Raw genomic sequence first — 17745 nt, forward strand, 5'->3', positions numbered from 1 at the left:
CGGTCAGGCGGCGGTGTCCTTCATCAAGGTCGTGAACCAGGTGCCCATGTCCTTGAAGTTGTCCTGGCTGACCGATGCGGCTTCGGTGGCGGTGGCCGCCACGCCGTTGACCATGGTCTGACCGCCGCTGTTGGCGATTTTCATGCGCCGGTCGATCGGGTCGTACTGGTAGACGGCCGTGAGCCAGGAGGCGCTGCTGGCGGTGATGGGCGAGTAGCAGGCCGAGTTGGCGACCGGCTGCGGATCGGGCTGCGCACCCGTCATCAGCCGCACGATGGCGTCGGCGCAGATCTTGGCTTCCTGGTTGGCCACGTGCCCGGCCTTGGGCATGCCGCACGACGAGGCGTCGCCGATGACGTGGATGCCTTCGGCACCGATCAGCGTGGACTCGTAGCTCAGCACATTGACCATCGCCCAGCGGCCGTCGGCGCTGTTGTTCAGGCCGGCCTGCGCCAGCCAGCCGCCGGTTTCGCTGCCCACCGCGCGGTGCGGCACGATCGGATTGACCACCCTGGCGTTGATCACCTGGGTACCGCCGACGGCGTCCACGTAGGTCACGACCTTGCTGGCCGGATCGATCTGGATGCCCGTCACGTTCGGGATGTAGCGGATCACGCCGGCGTGCAGGCCGGTGAACGCGGTCTCGAAGGTGTGGCGTTCGGCCTGGACCATCGGGTTCTCGTCGAGCACGACCACCTGACAGCCGGTGCGGCCGCTGGACTTGAGGTGGTCGGCCACCACGCAGGCGCGTTCGTAGGGGCCGGGCGGGCAGCGGTACGGTGCCTTCGGAATCGTCATCACGAAGATGTCGCCGTTCTGCATGGTGGTGATCTGCTGGCGCAGCAGCGTGGTCTGCGCGCCACCGCGCCAGGCGTGTGGCGTGCGGGTGTCGTAGTCGGTCTGGGTGAGGCCGTAGGCGTTGTCGAAGCTCACGCCCGGGGCCAGCACCAGGCGGTCGTAGGGCAGGCTGCTGCCATCGGCCAGGCCCACGGTCCGTGCGCTGCGGTTGACCGACACCACCGTGCCGGCCTTGCGGGTCACGCCATACAGGTTCGTCAGCGCATCGCGGCTGAACTGCAGGCCGGCAATGGTGCGGCTGCCGTTGAGCACCAGGTTGCTCATGATGCTGGAGGTGTAGAGCGCGTCGGGTTCGACCAGCGTGACTTCCAGGCCCTTGCCGCCCCACAGGCGCAGGTACTTGGCCGCGGTCATGCCGGCCATGCCGGCGCCGACCACCACCACCTTCTTGCCGCTGATGGCGGTGACGGCCAGTGGCGAGCCCAGGGGCTGGCGGCGCGAGACGGTCGTCATGGTCCGGTTGTCGGCCCAGCCGGCGAACGGCACCAGGCCTGCGGCCAGGCCACCGGCCGCCACACCCATCCACTGGCGGCGAGAAAGTTCGCCGGAGAGTTGAATCTTCTTCATGCGAGGTCCCCTGTCATTGTTGGAGGTAGGCGATGATCTTCTGCAGCTGCGCGGTGGTGTAGCCCTGCGCGTGCGCGGCCATGATTTCCTTGCTGGCCGGTTTGGTCAGGAACTCCATGACTTCCTTGGCCTCGCCGCCGCGGATGCTTTCAAAGCCGCCGGTGCCGTTGGTGCCATGGCACTGGAAGCAGTTGGACGCCAGCAGGCGGCCTTCGGTGTTCCTGGGCTGGGTGGTGACGCTGCCGGACGAGTCCTTCTGCAGATCGGCCGCCAGCTGGGTGTCGGCGCTGGTCATGGCGGCGCCGGCCTCGCCGCCGGTGGGGGACGCCTGGGCGCTCAGCACCGTGGGGGTGGACGTGCTGCGCGCGCTGTCGGTGGTGGTCTCGGTGGCGTTGCCGCCGCCACATGCGGTCAGCGTCCAGACGCTGGCCAGTGCGAGCAGGCCGCCGCTCCATCGGCCGGCCCGCGGTATCCTGATGTTCTTCATGGTTCTTCCTTTACTGCCAGGGGTATTTGGATGAGGCACGGCAAGGCTAAAACCGCTTCCCTTAAAAAACCTTATGAAACCTGTGGTTTTGTGTAACAGGTGTTGAAGAACGAAGCCCATACCCCCGCGGCCGAGATGCCGTGGACCATCCAGAGCCCGTTCCGAATGCGGCCCGGGCTCGCGCGCCTGTCACCGGCCGCCGAAGCCGCACCGCCCGACCTGTTCGTGCGCGATGCGCAGGCCGGTGCCTATGCGGTGCAGAAACGCCAGGTGTTGCAGGCCCAGCCGCGCCGGGCCCCGGTCGGCGCGGTCGACCCGGCCGTGCTGGCCGCGATCGCTCAGGCCTATGCGGCGCAGACGGGCGTGCGCCTGGCGCCCGAGGCCGATGCGCTGGCCGAGGGCCTGCAGGAAGATTTCGTGGTGCTGCACGACGAAAGCGAGCACGGCGCCGACACCATGCGCGCGCGGTTCCTCTCGGTCTGTTTCCCGTCCAACTGGGACCCGGCCGGGAAGCTGGGCATGGACTTCGCCGCCATCCACGCGCCGGTGGCCGACAACGCCCTGCTCCAGGCCGGTGCGCGCGGCATCATCGACATGGCGTTCCGGCAGGCGCCGATGCTGCGCCACGTCTGGCTGCTCACGCCCGGCGGCGATCTGGCCCAGCACCCGGAAACGCGCCGCACCCGCTGGGACGATGCCGTGGCGGCCGCCGATGCGGCGGGTGGCCGCCTGATCGACCAGGTGTTCTTCCGCGTGGAGCGCCAGACCACCCTGCCGCTGCCGGCGCTGCGGCGCGGCGTGTTCTTCATCCGCGTGCTGGTCGCGCCGCTGACCGAGGTGCTCGCCATCGCGCCGGACCGCTCGGCGGAACTGCGCGAGGCGCTGCTCTCGATGAGCGACGCCGTGGTGGCTTACCGCGGCATGGCCGCGGTGCGCGAGCGGTTGTGCGCCGAACTCAGACCGGCTTGACGGTCGTGGTCGGGCCGTTGGTCTTGACCGACTCGATGCCGTTGTCGCGCCCGGCGGCGTCCTTGTACATCTGGCTGGTGCCGATCACCTGGTGGTTGGCCGCCTTGAGGTTGAAGAACGGGCGGCCGTCGGACGCTTCCTTGCGGTCGTAGCGGGCGTCCAGCGGGCTGTTGGTCTGCACCGACCGGATGCCGTTGTCTGCCGACGCCTTGGTGTCGTACTGCTCGCTGCGCAGGATCACCTCGCCGTTGCCCGCCTTGAGCACAAACGAATACTGACCCTTGTCGTTGGAACCGAGTTCGTACCAGCCTGCCATGTCTGCTCCTTGAAGTTGGAAGATGGGATGTGCCGAAGCAGGGCCATCGTAGGCCGGCCGGGGGGCGCTGTGAAGGTGGTGCGGGCGGCCGCGTGACTTCCGGCCGCCGGTTGTGGCGGCCCGTGCTCAACCGGCGAAGGCAATGGCGCTTTTCGCGCTCAGGCCTTCTCGTCCAGCAGGGCGCCGAGCATGTCCTGCTCGGTCTTCACCACCTTGAGGTTGGCGGCGAAGCTGTAGAGGCTCATCTTGCCGTTGACCATGTCGTCGGCCAGGTGGTTCATGTCGCCGCCCGCGCCCGACACCGCGGTCTCGCGCTCGACCTTCGCGTCCACGCCGCCGGTGCTGGCGTTGGCGGTCTGCGTGACGCGCTGGCGCTGGAAACCCGGCGTCTGCGCGTTGGCCACGTTGTGCGCGCCCACGTCCAGCCGCAGCTGCGCGGCGCGCATGCCGCTCAGGCCGGTGGCGGAAGCAGACGAGCCGATGGACGAGATCATGGGGTGGGTGTGTTGTGGCCGGGCGCAATGGCCCAAGAGAGTTATCGGCGGCGGCCGGAAAAACTGTAGGGCGCTGCGTGATACCGTCGCGCCGTCACACGCTGCTCTCCGTCCACGATGCGCCCACGCCGTCCCGAAACGCCCTCCATCACCCTGTCCGAACGGCTGGTGGCGGCGGTGCTCACGCCGCTGTTCTTCAACCTCTCGCTGCTGATCCTCGCGGCCTACAGCTCGGGGCGCTCGTTCCGGCACACCTTGCACTGGTATGCGCTGTCGGGCCGCGTCTTCTGGCTGGGGCTGTCGCTGCTGCCCGATTGAAGGTGCGCGGGCGGGCTCAGCGGGCTGGGCCGTACCGCCCCTGCACCGCCGTCAGTTCGTCGAGCAGCCGCTGCCGCAGGGCTGGCGGGGCCAGCACCTCGACCTCGCCGCCGTAGGACAGCAGCCGCCGCGCACCGTGCTCGATCGATTCGACGGGCAGGCGCACCGTGGTCCAGCCCGGTCGTGGTGTCGTGTCCGCCGGTGCCGCGTCTGGCGTGAAAGGATGGCGCTCGTTGCGCAGCCAGCCGAGCGCCCGCGGCGAGACGCTGACCACCGCCTGCAGTTGCCGCAGATCGGCCTCGAAGCGATCGATCGAGGCTTGCCAGTGCGCCGCCAGGTCGAACTGGCGCGGGCGGCGAAACCGGGTGGGCAGCGGGCGCAGGGATTGCACGGCGGAGATCCGGTAGGTGCGGACCGTGTCCTGCCCGGTGGCGCGCGCCGCGAGGTACCAGGTGCCGGCCTTCATCACCAGGCCCAGCGGCTCCAGTTCGCGCTCGCCCGTGCTGCGCCAGCTCTCGTAGCGCACCGCGACGCGGCGGGAATTCCAGACCGCCTCGGCCAGCGCGCGCAGGTGTTCGGGCGTCTCGCTGCGGCGGTACCAGTCCACCGGATCGATGTGCAGCCGCGCGCCCACGCGGTCGGCCTGCTGCCGCCACTCGGCCGGCAGCGAAGCGACCATCTTCAGGCGGGCCGACGCCGCGGCCGTGCCCAGGCCCAGATCGGTGGCCGCGGCCGGCAGCCCCGCCAGCAGCAGCGCCTGCGACTCGGGTTCGGTCAGGCCGGTGAGCGTGGTGCTCCAGCCCTCGCGCAGCTGGAAGCCGCCCGTGCGCCCCGGCTCGCCCCAGACCGGCACCCCGGCGGCCGAGAGCTGGTCGATGTCGCGCAGGATGGTGCGGGTGGACACCTCCAGCGTGCGCGCCAGCGCGGGCGCCGTCAGCCGGCCGTGCGACTGCAGCAGCATCAGGATCGAGAGCAGTCGGCTGGCTTGCATGGTGAGCTTCGATGGTGCCCGGTAAAACATGACATGAGGTGACATGGTATGGGGCGCAGCATGCGCCTGTCATTCCTCACCACGCCGTTCCATGGAAAACCTGCTCTTCTCCGATCTGTCGCACCTCTGGCTGTTCTTCGTCCTGGTGCTGGGCATCATCGCCCTGCCGGGCATGGACATGGCCTTCGTGCTCGGCAGCACGCTGGTCGACGGCCGCCGTGGCGGCGCGGCGGCGCTGTCGGGAATCGTGGCCGGCGGTGTGGCGCACACGGCGATGGCGGCGCTGGGCGTGGGGCTGATGCTGCAGGCGGTCCCGGCGCTGTTCACGCTGATGCTGGTTGGCGGCGCGCTCTACCTCGGCTGGATCGGCGGGTCGCTGGTGCGGGGCGCGTCGGCGCTGGGAGAGGTCGGTGCCAGCCGGTCGCGACCGGTGGTTGCCACGTTCCGGCAGGGCTTGTTCACCTGCCTGCTCAACCCCAAGGCCTACCTGTTCATGGTCGCGGTCTTTCCGCAGTTCGCGCGCCCCGAGCACGGCCCGATGCTGGCGCAGGCGGTGGCCATGGGAACCATCATCGCGGCCACGCAGGCGGCGGTGTACGGCGCGGTCGTGCTCGGCGCGGACCGGGCGCGGGCGTTTCTGCGCGGCAGCGGCCGTGCGCAGGTCTTCGCCGGCCGGGCCGTGGGGCTGGTGCTGATGGGCGGTGCGGCGTGGATGCTCTGGCAGGGGCTGCGCGCTCCCTGAAGTGCAGGCACCCGCTTCAGCCTCCGGCGGGTGGCGGCAGCCGCTCGGTGCGGGTGATCTGCCCCAGGGCGTTGTAGTGCTCCCGGGTGTCGAGCACGCCGTCTAGGTCGGTGTCGCGGTCGACGTGGTCCAGCAGGCCGCCCAGCCGGTAGACGTCGATCCGCGTGGGGCGGCCCGAGCGCGGTTCGAGGTATTGCGTGGTTGCCAGAATGCCGTAGGCGAACGTGTTCACCGCATCGATCAGGCCATCGCCGTCGGTGTCGGTTTCCACGGTCTGCGGCTGGTTCGCCCGGAAGCGGGTGTGGGTTTCAAACACGCCGTCGAAGTTGTCGTCGCCTTCGGCTGTGGCCAGTTCGCCCTGTGCGTCGTACCGGTACCGCAGGTCCATCCGGCCGTCGAAATTGCGGTCGGCCTCGGCGCTGACGGCGGTGTTGGCCGCGGAGTATTCCCAGTGCTCGTCGATCCGTCCGTCGTGGTTGTGATCGAACTCGTTCTGGTGCACCGGCACGTGGAGCCAGGCCCAGCAGAGCCCTGCGCCAAACAGCAGACCGCCGAGTCCCCAGAGCCATGCGCGCTGCGCGGGCGCATCGGCCGATCTGGGCGCCGGTTCGTTCTCCTGCGTGGATTCCCAGCGGGTGATCACCGCGCGTGCGCGCTCGAAGTCTTCCTCCTCGACCTCCAGCCGCACCAGTCCGGCGGCCGGCAGCTGTCCGACCGCGCCGGTCAGGAAGCCGCCCAAGACCTGGGCGGTGATGCCTTCCTGTTTCAGCACATCGGCCAGCATGTGGGCTTCGAGGGCGTTCGCGGCTTCGTAGAGGGTCTTCATGCCCCCACTCTAGCGAAGCCTCGCGCGCCTGCCAGCCCGTCTGCCAGCCAACTGGCAGCTTCGCTTGGCACGATGGCTGCTTCGTCATAGCATCCCCGCCACCGGAACGCCCATGGAACTCCCTTCGCACCAACTGAGCATGACCGTGCTCATGACGCCCGACACCGCCAACTTCTCCGGCAACGTGCACGGCGGCACCATCCTCAAACTGCTCGACCAGGTCGCCTACGCCTGCGCCAGCCGCTACGCCGGCACCTATGTCGTGACGCTCAGCGTCGACCAGGTGATGTTCCGCCAGCCGATCCATGTCGGCGAGCTGGTGACCTTCCTGGCCTCGGTCAACCACACCGGCAGCTCGTCGATGGAGATCGGCATCAAGGTGATCGCCGAGAACATCCGCACCCAGGCCAAGCGCCACGTCAACAGCTGCTTCTTCACCATGGTCGCGGTCGACGAAGACCGCAAGCCGACCGCCGTGAAGCCGCTGCAGCCGTCCACCCCCGACGAACGCCGCCGCCACGCGGGCGCCGAGTTGCGCAAGGCCATGCGGCGCGAGATGGAGCAGCGCTTTGCCGCCGTGCGCGCAGCGACGGATGGGGAGAGCAGCGATCCGCTAGCGAGCCGCCCCTAGGCGGAGCGTGGGGGCTCCAGCTGGCGCTTCACATGCGCCAGCAGCCCCGCGCTGCCGTCCTCCACCAGATCGAGCACATGCTCGAATCCGGCCGAGCCGCCCTGGTAGGGGTCTGGCACGACCGGGCTGTCGTGGCGCTGGAAAAACTCGGCGAAGCGGCGCAGCTTCTTCGCATGCTGCGGCGGGCAGAGCGTTTCGGCCAGCGCCAGGTTGTCCCAGTCCATCACCAGCACCAGATCAAACGTGTCGAAGTCGCGCGCCGTGAGCTGGCGCGCGCGCTGGGTAGACAGGTCGTAGCCCCGCCGGATCGCGTGCGCCTGGCTGCGGTGGTCGGGCGGGGCGCCGACGTGGTAGCTGTGGGTGCCGGCCGAATCGACCTCGATCCGGTCGGACAGGCCGGCCTTGCGCACCTGGGCCTCGAACACGCCGTGGGCGGTCGGACTGCGGCAGATGTTGCCCATGCAGACGAACAGGACGCGGTAGCGGGTGGGGGCGGCAGGGTTCATGGCACCGATTGGAACCGAAACTGGGCCGGGAACCCGGTCCTATTCCGCGCTTTGACCCCCGGGGCGGCAAGGCTATGCTGTCCACTGGGCCTGGTCCGCCGTTCGGGCGCGCCGGGCGTGGGCTTTCATTTCCTCTTTCTGACCCGGGACCGACATGGCCAGCGATCTGGATACGGTACGCGTGCTGCGAGCACTGTTCAACGACATGCCGCGCGCGCCGCAGGGCCTCTCGCACGAGGCGACGATGGACTGGATCCGTCGCAGCATGACCGACTTCCCCGGCGGCGACCTGGCCTACACGCTCGAACACATCACGCGCAATTCGGTGCTCGACATCGTGCTGCGCCTGCGCGAAGACGGCTACCTCAGGGACGACAAAGCCTTTGACCAGACCGTCAAGCAGCTGGAGACGCCCGAGGGCCGCAAGACCTTCATGGACTGGGTCATCAACGCGCAGAAGAGCGTGGACGCGACCGCGCGCCTGCTCAACCGCGCCAAGCGGGCCTGGAGCGAACCCGAGCCGCTGTACGTCGCCGATCCGGTCGCCATCGGCCGCTTCATCGACGACCGCCCGACCGGCGCCGGCGCGATGTTCACCGAGTTCGCGATGCGCGACGACGTGCGCGAGGTCGGCGTGTTCGACACCGAGCCCGACGCGATCCACGAATTCGACTGGGGCTTCATCGCCGAAGAACCCGGCGCCTGGAACTTCTACGTCGCCGAAGTCTGGCGCCGTGGCTCCGTCGGCCACTTCGACCGCATGCTCGGTGCCTGGCGGCTGGAAACCACGCACGCCCTGCCCGAAGGCCAGCTGCGCGCACCGCACGTGCCACTGGGCCTGACCGAAGACATCGGCATCACCCGCTTCTGTGCCTTCACCCTGCACGCCAAGACCAGCCCGGCCGACCCGGCCGTGCGCCGCTGGGTCGGCGAGGTGTTCCTGACCCACATGCTGCCGGTGATGGCCGCGCGGGCGCTGGACGAGAACTACGACTTTCCGGCGCAGGTGATGGAGTTGAACTGAGCCCCTGCGCTCCGCCGCTGCGCGGGTCGCTGCCCCCCGAGGGGGTGCGAACTCAGCTTGGGGCGGCCCGGCGCTGAGTTCCTGGCCTCTCGTTCCGCCGTGACGACCTCGCGGCTCAATCCGCTTCGTACAGTTCCAGCGGCAGCCCGTCCGGGTCGCTGAAGAAGGTGAAGCGCCGGCCCGTGTATTCGTCCACCCGCACCGGCTCCACCGCCACCCCTTGTGACTCCAGCCGCGCCTTGCAGGCCGGCACATCGTCGACCACGAACGCCAGATGCCGCAGGCCCTGCGCCTCGGGATAGGACGGCCGCGGCGGCGCGCCGGGGAAGGAGAACAGCTCCACCTGCGAACCGTCGGGAAGGCCCAGATCCAGCTTCCAGGAGTTGCGCGCTTCGCGGTAGTTTTCAGCGATCACTTTCAGGCCCAGGACTTCGGTATAGAAGTGTTTGGAGGGCCCGTAGTCGGAGCAGATGATGGCGGCGTGGTGGATGCGTTGGAGCATGTCGTAGGGGCTCGGGGCAGGGGGTCACCGCGCCAGGATGCCGCGGTCCCGGAGTAGCTTTTCCAGCGGCTGGGCCAGCGCCGCGGATCCTGCTGTGTTGAGGTGATCCCGATCACGGAACAGCATGGTGTTCTTCCGGAGTGGGGAACAGGTTGCCGCGCCGGGCGAGCACAGGACGTCGAAGGGGCGGAACACCAGCGCATTGTGCTGAGAAGCAAGGGTTTTTTCCAGTGTGCCCGCCACCTGGTCGACGCGTTCCTTGAGCCTGGCGCGGTCCTGTTCGCAGGCCCTATTGGAGAACGCCGTGCGCAGACACACTACCGAGTGCTCGAAGTTGAAGATTGGTGGTGGCCCGATGACCAGGAGGTACATCTGGCGTTGTTCGAGCTTCTTGGCGAGCGTGAGAAGCTGGTCCGCCCAAGTCTGCAGATCGGTGACCACGTCCAGGCTGCCGCGATAGAAATACAGGCGGGACACCACGAACGTGTCACCCGGGCGAGCGCGTGCCAGGGTTGTCTCCAGAATGCGCTCTCTGGGTTCGAATACCGCAGCAATATAGGGGTACGGCTGGCCGGGAGTCTCGATCAGATGGACGCCAAGTCCCGTGTCCTCGTGCAACTGATAGAGCATGCCTTGCAGGTGTCCGGCGTGGCTGTCGCCCATGGTCCACAGCGTCTGGTGCGCCGGTGCGCGGGGCGGGACCGTGCACAGATCAAAGGTGCCCGAGCCGAGCGGGAGATTGTGGTCATTGACGACGCAGCCCGGGTTGTAGTTCTGGTCCTTCACTGGCAGGAAAGCGGGTGGGTTGTCGATCTCCGAATTGACCGGCCAGAGCAGGTGATCATTGACCTGGGAGAGCATCAGCAGCGCCGCTGCGCAGATGGCGGAGGCTCCCAGCCCAACGCTGATAGGGAACCGCCAGGGACGGCGTCGCAACGGTGATTCCACACACTGGTACGAGGCCTCCGCCAGCGCGACCATCGCAAGCAGGAGCCAGAGGCCGCTGGAGGGGGTGATGCCGACCGACCAGCGGGCCAGCACCAGCACCGGCCAGTGCCAGAGGTAGAGCGAATACGAGATGAGACCCACATGCCGCAGTGGGGGCGCCGTCAGCGCCGACAACCCCAGGCCACCCGGCGCGACCAGCAGCAGACCGGTGAGGACCACTGCGGTGGTCGTGCCCTGCACCAGTCGGCTCTCTGGTATCCAGAGGCAGGCCAGCAGCGCCACCAGAGGCAGGGGGCCCAACCATGCCATCAAGCGACGCAAGCCGAGCACCACCCTGCTCTCCCGTCCGACACAGAGCAGACAGCCGAGCGCCAGTTCCCAGAACCGCAGGGGGGAGAAAAAATAGGTGAACGAGGGGCTGGTGGCAAAGGTCTTGTGGAACGCCAGGTAGGACGCCACGCCCAGGGTACAGATCACCAGCGCCAGCGTTTTTTTCGAGCGTGCCAGGCGGCCCCCGGTGGTGACCCAGAACAAGGCCGGATAGACGAAATAGAACTGCTCCTCGACGCCCAGTGACCAGGTGTGGGTAAAAACATTGGACTGCGCCGCCTGTGCAAAGTAGTCGAGCGACTGCTGGTAGAGGTAGATGTTGGCTACCCCGAACAGGGCGCTGATGCCTGTCATCAGGCTGCTCTGCGGCGTCGGATTCAGCACGCAGATGGCGACCGCGGTTGCCAGCACGCAGACCAGCAGCGCGGGCGCCAACCGCTTGATGCGGCGCTGGAAAAACGCCAGCAGGAACGGACCCAGCGGTTCGCGAGGCCGCGAAACCAGGGAGGCCGTGATCACGAAGCCCGAGATCACGAAGAAGATATCTACCCCCAGAAATCCCCCAGGCAGGAGGGAGTGATCGAAGTGGTTGGCGATGACCGCCAGCACCGCGATGGCGCGCAGGCCGTCGATGTGGGCCTGGTGGGTGCCAGAGTGGCTTGAATCGTGGAGGGGGCTTGACATGAATGTTGCTACAGGTGCCGTTGCGGGGGCGATTGTCACCCCCACACCGAATCCAGCGCCCCCAGCGCTGCCGCGATGACCGGTTCCCCCGCCCGCTCCGCGAGGCACACCAGGCCCAGATCACATTCCAGCGCCACCTGGTCCGCGACGACCAGCCCGTGCGCCTGCGCCTCGCGCATCGCGATCGCGTCGCGCACCAGTGACAGGCCGACACCACTCTTCACCAGGTCGAGCATCGACGCCTCCTGGTCGACCAGCGCCACGCGCCGCGGCTCCAGGCCGGTGAGCGAACCCGGGCCGAAGACGCGGCGCTGCAGCCGGTGGTGCGCGCTGGCCGGCGGCGTGGCGAGCCAGGGCAGGGCGGCCAGCGCTTTCCAGTCCTTGCCTTTGACCTGCGGTCCCCAGCCGGCGGGCGCGAGCACCCGGTAGGTGAAGCGGGTCAGGGCGCGCAGCCGGTAGGGCGGGCCCAGCGGGTCCTGCGGCAGGTCGAGAAAGAAGCCGACGTCGAGTTCGCCGCGCGCGATGCGCGCCAGCACATCGCCGCTCATGCCCTGGCCCAGCTCGGTGTGCACCTGCGGCGCGGTCTCGACCAGCTGCTTGAGGAAGGCGCCCAGGCGGGTGAACTCGGGGTCGAGGATGGTGCCGATGCGCAGCGTGCCTCGCACGGTCTGGTGCAGCGCGGCGGCGGCCTGGCCGAAGTCCGACAGGGCGGCGAGCGCGCGGTCGGCCAGCGGCAGCAGGGCCGCGCCGTCGCGCGTCAGCGCCATGCCCTGCGGGGTGCGCGTGAACAGTTGCAGGCCGGTCGCCTCGGCGAGCGTCTTGAGCTGCAGGCTGACCGCCGGCTGGCTCAGGTGCAGGCGCAACGCGGCGCGCGAGACGTTGCCTTCGCGGGCGACGGCGACGAAGGCGCGCAGGGTCTGCGGGTCGGTGGCGGGAAGACGGGTGGGCGGGTGGGCGGCCATGCAGGTCGCATTATTGGCCTGGCTTATGACGTGCCTTGGCCGATTTCATTGGGAAAACCCCTGAGGTTCGGGCACAGTTTCGCGTCAGGCTGGCAATCCATCATGAGCCCGGCCAATGAACCCGGCCCGAACAAGAACCGACGAGGAGACGCCCGCATGAGCGAGCACAACGCGACTTTCGACTACGTGATCATCGGCGGCGGCACGGCCGGCTGCCTGCTCGCCAACCGCCTCTCGGCCGATGCCAGCAAGCGCGTGCTGCTGATTGAGGCCGGCCGCAAGGACGACTACCACTGGATCCACATCCCGGTCGGCTACCTCTACTGCATCGGCAACCCGCGCACCGACTGGCTCTACCAGACCGAGGCCGACCCGGGCCTGAACGGCCGCCAGCTGCGTTACCCGCGCGGCAAGACGCTGGGCGGTTGTTCGAGCATCAACGGCATGATCTACATGCGGGGCCAGGCGCGCGACTACGACCAGTGGGCGCAGCTGACCGGCAACGGCGAATGGGCCTGGGACAACGCGCTGCCCTACTTCAAGCTGCACGAAGACCATTACAAGGGCGCGAGCGCGCTGCACGGCGCCAAGGGCAGCCCGTCCGAGCTGCTGGCGCAGCCGGCCACGGCCGAGCAGGACCTGTGGCGGCACACGCTGCGGCACCACAACGCCGGCGGCGAATGGCGCATCGAGAAGCAGCGCCTGCGCTGGGACATCCTCGACGCCTTCGCACAGGCGGCGGTGCAGGCCGGCATTCCGGCGACCGACGACTTCAACCGCGGCAACAACGAAGGCGTGGGCTACTTCGAGGTGAACCAGAAGGCCGGCTGGCGCTGGAACGCGGCCAAGGCCTTCGTGCGGCCGACCTGTTACGCGCGGCCCAACTTCGAGCTCTGGACCTCGGCCCAGGTGGCGAAGCTGGTCACCGAGCCGCAGGCCGACGGCACCCTGCGCTGCACCGGCGTGCAGGTCTGGAGCGGGCAGGAGATGGTGGCCGTGACGGCCACGCGCGAAGTGATCCTGAGCGCGGGCAGCATCGGCTCGGTGCAGATCCTGCAGCTCTCGGGCATCGGCCCGGGCGCGCTGCTGCAGCAGCATGGCATCGCCGTCGCGAAGGACCTGCCCGGCGTGGGCGAGAACCTGCAGGACCACCTGCAGATCCGTTCGGTCTACAAGGTGCAGGGCGCCAAGACGCTCAACACGCTGGCGAACTCGCTTTGGGGCAAGGCGGCGATCGGGCTGGAGTACGCGCTCAAGCGCAGCGGGCCGATGAGCATGTCGCCCAGCCAGCTCGGCGCGTTCACGAAAAGCGATCCGTCGCAGCCGCACGCCAACCTGGAGTACCACGTGCAGCCGCTCTCGCTCGACGCGTTTGGCGAACCGCTGCACGGCTTTCCGGCCTTCACCGCCAGCGTCTGCAACCTCAACCCGAGCAGCCGCGGCCACGTGCGCATCAAGAGCCCGCGCTTCGAAGACGCGCCAGCCATCGCCCCCAACTACCTCTCGACCGCCGAAGACCGCCAGGTCGCGGCCGACAGCCTGCGCGTGACGCGGCGCATCGTCGACCAGCCGGCGATGGCGAAGTACCAGCCCGAAGAGTTCAAGCCGGGCGTGCAGTACCAGAGCGACGAAGACCTGGCGCGCCTGGCCGGCGACATCGCCAGCACCATCTTCCACCCGGTGGGCACCACGAAGATGGGACGGGACGACGACCCGATGGCGGTGGTGGACAGCCACCTGCGCGTGCGCGGCGTGGCCGGGTTGCGCGTGGTCGACGCCGGCGTGATGCCGACCATCACCAGCGGCAACACCAACAGCCCGACGCTGATGATCGCGGAGAAGGCCGCGCGCTGGATCGTGTCGGGCCAGTAAAGATCCGGACACAGCGGCGCTGGCGGGCCGGGCGCTGCCTACACTGACGCCCTGCGGGCGCTCTCCGAGGCGCCCCCCTTGCCTGCGCCACCATGTCCGAATCCGCCGTTTCCCCCTTTCCCGTGCGCTGCCTGCTGGTCGACGACGACCCCGGCATCCGCGAACTGCTCACCGGTTTCCTGCAACCCTTTGGCATGCGGCTGGAGGCCGTGGCCGACGGCGACGGCATGCGGCGGCGCCTGCCGGCCTCGGACATCGACCTGCTGCTGCTGGACGTGATGCTGCCCGGCGAGAGCGGGCTGGACCTGTGCCAGTGGGTCAAGCGCGAACAGCCCGGCCTGCCGGTGATCATGCTGACCGCACAGGGCGACACACTCTCGCGCGTGCTGGGGCTGGAGCTGGGCGCGGACGACTACCTGCCCAAACCCTTCGAGCCGCGCGAGCTGGTGGCGCGCATCCGCGCCGTGCTGCGCAGCGTGGGCGCTGGCGCGGCGCCCGCGCAGGCGGTGGGCCGGGTGCGCATCGGGGCCTGGAGCTTCGACCGCGTGCAGCGCCGGCTCTACGACCCCGAGGGCGTGATGGTGCCGCTGTCCGCGGCCGAGTACCGGCTGCTGGTGGCCTTCGTCGACCACCCGGACCTCGCGCTCTCGCGCGAGCGCCTGCTGGAACTGACGCGCGCGCCCGGCGTCGACGCCAACGAACGCAGCATCGACCTCGCGGTCTCGCGGCTGCGCGGCAAGCTGGGCGAACCCGACGCGCAGAACGGCATGATCCGCACCCTGCGCGGCACCGGCTACCTGTTTGCACCACGGAGGGCCGCATGAACCTCGCCCGCCTGCGCCGCCTCGACACCCTGTTCCTGCGCCTGTTCCTGCTGATGTGGGTGACGCTGGTGATCAGCAATGTGGTGGCGTTTTCCGCCGCGTCGCCGTTCGGCACCAGCTGGGTGGGGCGTCTCTCCACCGAAGGCGTCGCGGCCCTGCCGCCCTTGCCCTCGCTGCCGCCCGAGGGGCTGATGGACCTGCGGCGCGCGCCACCGGGGCAACCGGGGCGTGCGCCCGGTCCGGCGCCCCGGCCGGATGGTGCCGACCGGCCCGAACACGTCCACCGCGATGGCGACGGCTGGCCGGTCATGCCGGCGCGCAGCCTCTGGCTGGACTACGCGCTGCGCGCCCTGCTGATCGGCGTCGGTGCCGCGATCGGCGCGCGCTGGCTGTCGGCGCCGATGCGGCGCCTGGCGCAGGCCTCGGGCACGCTGTCGCAGGGGCTGGCCGAAGGGCGTGACCCACCCGCGCTGGACGAACGGCTCGGCACGGTCGAGGTGCGCGACTCGGCGCAGGCCTTCAACACCATGGCCCGCGCGCTCAAGCACCAGTTCGAGCAGCACGGCCTGCACATGGCCGCGGTCTCGCACGACCTGCGCACGCCGCTGACGCGCCTGCGCCTGCGGCTGGAACAGCTGCCACCGGAGACCGCACACGCGGCGGCGCAGGACATCCGCGCCATGGACGAACTGATCGACGCCTCGCTGGCGGTGGTGCGCGAACAGGCCACCGCGGTGCCGCCGGCGCTGATGGACCTGGGCGCGATGCTGCAGTCGCTGGCCGACGACCGCGCCGAGCTCGGCCAGCCGGTGTCGCTGGCCGAGCCGGCCGAGGACGCCGCGCCGCTGCGGGTGCGGGCACGTCCGGCCTCGCTGCGCCGCATCGTGGACAACCTGGTCGACAACGCGCTGCGCTACGGGCATTGCGCGCGGCTGTCCGCGCAGGCGGGCGAGGGTGGCGTGGTGGTGACGGTCGAGGACGAGGGGCCTGGCATCGCACCCGCCCAGCTGCAGCGCGTGATGCAGCCCTGGGTGCGGCTGCAGGCCGAAGGACCCGCGGGCGGGCCGGATGGCCGGCCGAGCGGCAGCGGCCTGGGCCTGGCGATCGCGCTCGATCTGGCGCAGCGCGAGGGCGGCCGCCTGGGCCTGGACAACCGGACCGAAGGCGGGCTGCGCGCCACGCTCTGGCTGCCGCTGGCCTGAGCGCCCGGGCGGCGGCGGCCGCCTCTGTGTCGGCGCGGAAACAATCTGCCGACGGCGGATTCACACGCGCGGCCCAGCATCCGGGGCATGAAACTCGAACCGCTGAACTTTGCCGTCCGCGCCCACCTTGCGCTGCCGCTGCCGCACGAACCGGTGCTGCTGCAGGTCCAGCGAACGCCGCGGCCCTACCCGCTCAAGGAGTTCGTCCAGGCCTCGCCCGCGCTGGACAGCGACCTCGCCCGGCAGAGCCCGGGCGTGCCGCTGACGCTGGCGCTGCGCCTGCAGGACGCGCAGGGCCAGGCGATCCGGCGCGCCGCCGTCTACATCTGGCACTACGACCCCAGCTGCTGGACGCTGGACGTGCACGACGACGACCTGCGCACCGTCGCGCTGATGCGCGGCGTGCAGGTCAGCGACGAACACGGCGACCTGGTGTTCCACACCGTCTATCCCGGCCGTTACGTCGACAACAGCGTGCCGGTCTACCTGCGGGTCTATTTCAACGACGGCCGCCACGTGCTGGCGCGCGCCGACGGCTGCCTGCTGCTGCCCACGCAGCCGGCCGAGGTGGCCAGCGAGTTGCAGATCGCGCCCGCCGTGCTGCCGACGCTGCGCAAACCGGCCCCGCTCGACGCCCGTTCGGCGGCGAGCCTGCGGCCCGACCGTGTGGTGGCCGATCCGGAGGGCGGTGGCCTGCGCGCCGAGCTGACCCTGCGCATCGATCTCGACAGCGCGCCCAGAACCCATTGACCCGCCACGCAGAGGAGACACCCATGCACGAACACGGCCTGCGCCACGACATGAACGCCCTGATGCAACGGACGCTGGACCGCCGCCGCGGTCTGCGCTGGCTCGGTGGCGCGGCCCTGGGTGCGGTGGCGCCGCTGTCGCTGCTGGCCTGCGGCGGTTCGACCGACGACGAAGACGCGACGGTCTCCGCCGACAGCGGCAGTTGCAGCGTGGTCCCGACCGAGACCGCCGGCCCGTACCCGGCCGACGGCAGCGTGGCGTCGGGCCAGCGGCTGAACGCGCTCGCGCTCTCGGGCATCGTGCGCAGCGACATCCGCACCAGCGTCGGCAGCGCCAGCGGCACCGCGCTGGGCGTGCCGCTGACGGTGGTGCTGACCCTGGTCAATGCGGGTTCGGCCTGCGAGGCCCTGGCGGGGCGTGCGGTGTACCTCTGGCACTGCACGCGCGACGGTGGCTACTCGATGTATTCGGGCGGCCACACGCAGGAAAACTACCTGCGCGGCATCCAGGTCAGCGACAGCCACGGCCAGGTCAGCTTCACCACCATCTTTCCGGGCTGCTACAGCGGCCGCTGGCCACACATTCATTTCGAGGTCTACCAGTCGCTGGAAATCGCGACCGACGCGTCGATCGTGAGCGACTACGGCAAGGTGTCGCAGCTGGCCCTGCCCGCGATCGCCTGCGATCAGATCTATGGCGTCGCCGCCGGCTACTCGGCCAGCGTCGCCAACTACGCGAACATCTCGCTGGCCAGCGACAACGTGTTCGGCAACGACAGCGCCGCGCACCAGGTTGCGACCGTGACCGGCAGCGTGGACGCCGGCTACATCGCCCGCCTCACGGTCGGGATGGCGATCTGAGGCCGCAGCTGTCGCGGCGGAGCGAGGCGCTCAGGAATTCAGCGCCGGGCCGCCCCAAGCTGAATTCGCGCCCCCTCGGGGG

20 protein-coding genes are annotated in these 17745 nt (G+C 69.5%); 10 read left to right on the forward strand and 10 right to left on the reverse strand.

From position 1 onward, the window contains the following. Positions 1-3 precede the first annotated feature (3 nt). Positions 4-1425 (reverse strand): FAD-dependent oxidoreductase, encoded by a 1422-nt coding sequence (locus ACS5NL_RS14375; RefSeq protein WP_439354544.1) that lies wholly within the window; start codon positions 1423-1425, stop codon positions 4-6. 13 nt (positions 1426-1438) lie between these two features. Continuing rightward, positions 1439-1912 (reverse strand): c-type cytochrome, encoded by a 474-nt coding sequence (locus ACS5NL_RS14380; RefSeq protein WP_439354545.1) that lies wholly within the window; start codon positions 1910-1912, stop codon positions 1439-1441. Between the two features lie 99 nt (positions 1913-2011). Between ACS5NL_RS14380 and ACS5NL_RS14385 the strand changes: the two genes are divergently transcribed. After that, entirely contained in the window at positions 2012-2881 is an 870-nt protein-coding gene (locus ACS5NL_RS14385; RefSeq protein WP_439354546.1) for a heme-dependent oxidative N-demethylase subunit alpha family protein, read from the forward strand. On the opposite strand, the gene ACS5NL_RS14390 is transcribed toward ACS5NL_RS14385, so the two are convergent. Further along, a complete protein-coding gene (locus ACS5NL_RS14390; protein ID WP_439354547.1) occupies positions 2868-3197 on the reverse strand; it encodes a YegP family protein in 330 nt (109 codons plus the stop codon). The two genes, ACS5NL_RS14385 and ACS5NL_RS14390, sit on opposite strands and share 14 nt — an antisense overlap. Before the next feature lie 158 nt (positions 3198-3355). Further along, positions 3356-3691: a flagellar basal body protein gene (locus tag ACS5NL_RS14395; RefSeq protein WP_439354548.1), complete on the reverse strand. Its 336-nt coding sequence runs from the start codon at positions 3689-3691 to the stop codon at positions 3356-3358. Positions 3692-3808: 117 nt separating this feature from the next. Here ACS5NL_RS14395 and ACS5NL_RS14400 point away from each other — a divergent pair, with 117 nt between their 5' ends. Next, positions 3809-4009, forward strand: coding sequence for a hypothetical protein (locus ACS5NL_RS14400; protein WP_439354549.1), 201 nt, complete (start codon positions 3809-3811; stop codon positions 4007-4009). A gap of 16 nt (positions 4010-4025) precedes the next feature. On the opposite strand, the gene ACS5NL_RS14405 is transcribed toward ACS5NL_RS14400, so the two are convergent. Then, positions 4026-5000 (reverse strand): helix-turn-helix transcriptional regulator, encoded by a 975-nt coding sequence (locus ACS5NL_RS14405; protein WP_439354550.1) that lies wholly within the window; start codon positions 4998-5000, stop codon positions 4026-4028. A gap of 91 nt (positions 5001-5091) precedes the next feature. Between ACS5NL_RS14405 and ACS5NL_RS14410 the strand changes: the two genes are divergently transcribed. After that, a complete protein-coding gene (locus tag ACS5NL_RS14410) occupies positions 5092-5742 on the forward strand; it encodes a LysE family translocator (RefSeq protein ID WP_439354551.1) in 651 nt (216 codons plus the stop codon). A 16-nt stretch (positions 5743-5758) separates the two neighbouring features. Here the strand turns inward: ACS5NL_RS14410 and ACS5NL_RS14415 are convergent, their stop codons facing one another. After that, the gene (locus ACS5NL_RS14415) at positions 5759-6568 is read right to left on the reverse strand and encodes a putative signal transducing protein (RefSeq protein ID WP_439354552.1); all 810 of its coding nucleotides are present in this window, start codon (positions 6566-6568) and stop codon (positions 5759-5761) included. Between the two features lie 112 nt (positions 6569-6680). Here ACS5NL_RS14415 and ACS5NL_RS14420 point away from each other — a divergent pair, with 112 nt between their 5' ends. Next, complete coding sequence (locus tag ACS5NL_RS14420) at positions 6681-7199, forward strand: acyl-CoA thioesterase (protein ID WP_439354553.1); 519 nt, start codon at positions 6681-6683, stop codon at positions 7197-7199. On the opposite strand, the gene ACS5NL_RS14425 is transcribed toward ACS5NL_RS14420, so the two are convergent. Continuing rightward, a complete protein-coding gene (locus ACS5NL_RS14425) occupies positions 7196-7705 on the reverse strand; it encodes a low molecular weight protein-tyrosine-phosphatase (protein ID WP_439354554.1) in 510 nt (169 codons plus the stop codon). The genes ACS5NL_RS14420 and ACS5NL_RS14425 overlap by 4 nt on opposite strands. Before the next feature lie 181 nt (positions 7706-7886). Between ACS5NL_RS14425 and ACS5NL_RS14430 the strand changes: the two genes are divergently transcribed. Beyond that, positions 7887-8729 (forward strand): hypothetical protein, encoded by an 843-nt coding sequence (locus tag ACS5NL_RS14430; RefSeq protein ID WP_439354555.1) that lies wholly within the window; start codon positions 7887-7889, stop codon positions 8727-8729. A gap of 115 nt (positions 8730-8844) precedes the next feature. Here the strand turns inward: ACS5NL_RS14430 and gloA2 are convergent, their stop codons facing one another. The 3 genes from gloA2 to ACS5NL_RS14445 are packed head-to-tail and all read right to left on the reverse strand — an operon-like array spanning position 8845 to position 12155. Then, a complete protein-coding gene (gloA2, locus tag ACS5NL_RS14435) occupies positions 8845-9231 on the reverse strand; it encodes an SMU1112c/YaeR family gloxylase I-like metalloprotein (protein ID WP_439354556.1) in 387 nt (128 codons plus the stop codon). Between the two features lie 24 nt (positions 9232-9255). Continuing rightward, positions 9256-11193, reverse strand: a complete 1938-nt coding sequence (locus ACS5NL_RS14440) for an acyltransferase family protein (RefSeq protein WP_439354557.1) — start codon at positions 11191-11193, stop codon at positions 9256-9258. A 35-nt stretch (positions 11194-11228) separates the two neighbouring features. After that, the gene (locus ACS5NL_RS14445) at positions 11229-12155 is read right to left on the reverse strand and encodes a LysR family transcriptional regulator (protein ID WP_439354558.1); all 927 of its coding nucleotides are present in this window, start codon (positions 12153-12155) and stop codon (positions 11229-11231) included. Positions 12156-12311: 156 nt separating this feature from the next. Between ACS5NL_RS14445 and ACS5NL_RS14450 the strand changes: the two genes are divergently transcribed. The 5 genes from ACS5NL_RS14450 (at position 12312) to ACS5NL_RS14470 (ending at position 17663) form a co-directional block, all read left to right on the forward strand. Further along, positions 12312-14027 carry a GMC family oxidoreductase gene (locus tag ACS5NL_RS14450; RefSeq protein WP_439354559.1) on the forward strand — a complete coding sequence of 572 codons (1716 nt, stop codon included), beginning with the start codon at positions 12312-12314 and terminating at the stop codon, positions 14025-14027. Positions 14028-14119: 92 nt separating this feature from the next. After that, positions 14120-14851, forward strand: a complete 732-nt coding sequence (locus tag ACS5NL_RS14455; protein WP_439354560.1) for a response regulator — start codon at positions 14120-14122, stop codon at positions 14849-14851. Then, positions 14848-16053 carry an ATP-binding protein gene (locus tag ACS5NL_RS14460; protein WP_439354561.1) on the forward strand — a complete coding sequence of 402 codons (1206 nt, stop codon included), beginning with the start codon at positions 14848-14850 and terminating at the stop codon, positions 16051-16053. The genes ACS5NL_RS14455 and ACS5NL_RS14460 overlap by 4 nt, the downstream gene beginning before the upstream one ends. Positions 16054-16140: 87 nt before the next feature. Then, complete coding sequence (locus ACS5NL_RS14465) at positions 16141-16803, forward strand: peptidase associated/transthyretin-like domain-containing protein (RefSeq protein ID WP_439354562.1); 663 nt, start codon at positions 16141-16143, stop codon at positions 16801-16803. Positions 16804-16826: 23 nt separating this feature from the next. Then, positions 16827-17663 carry a dioxygenase family protein gene (locus ACS5NL_RS14470; RefSeq protein ID WP_439354563.1) on the forward strand — a complete coding sequence of 279 codons (837 nt, stop codon included), beginning with the start codon at positions 16827-16829 and terminating at the stop codon, positions 17661-17663. Positions 17664-17745 lie beyond the last annotated feature (82 nt).

The organism is Hydrogenophaga sedimenti (assembly GCF_051857515.1).
GTDB lineage: Bacteria > Pseudomonadota > Gammaproteobacteria > Burkholderiales > Burkholderiaceae_C > Hydrogenophaga.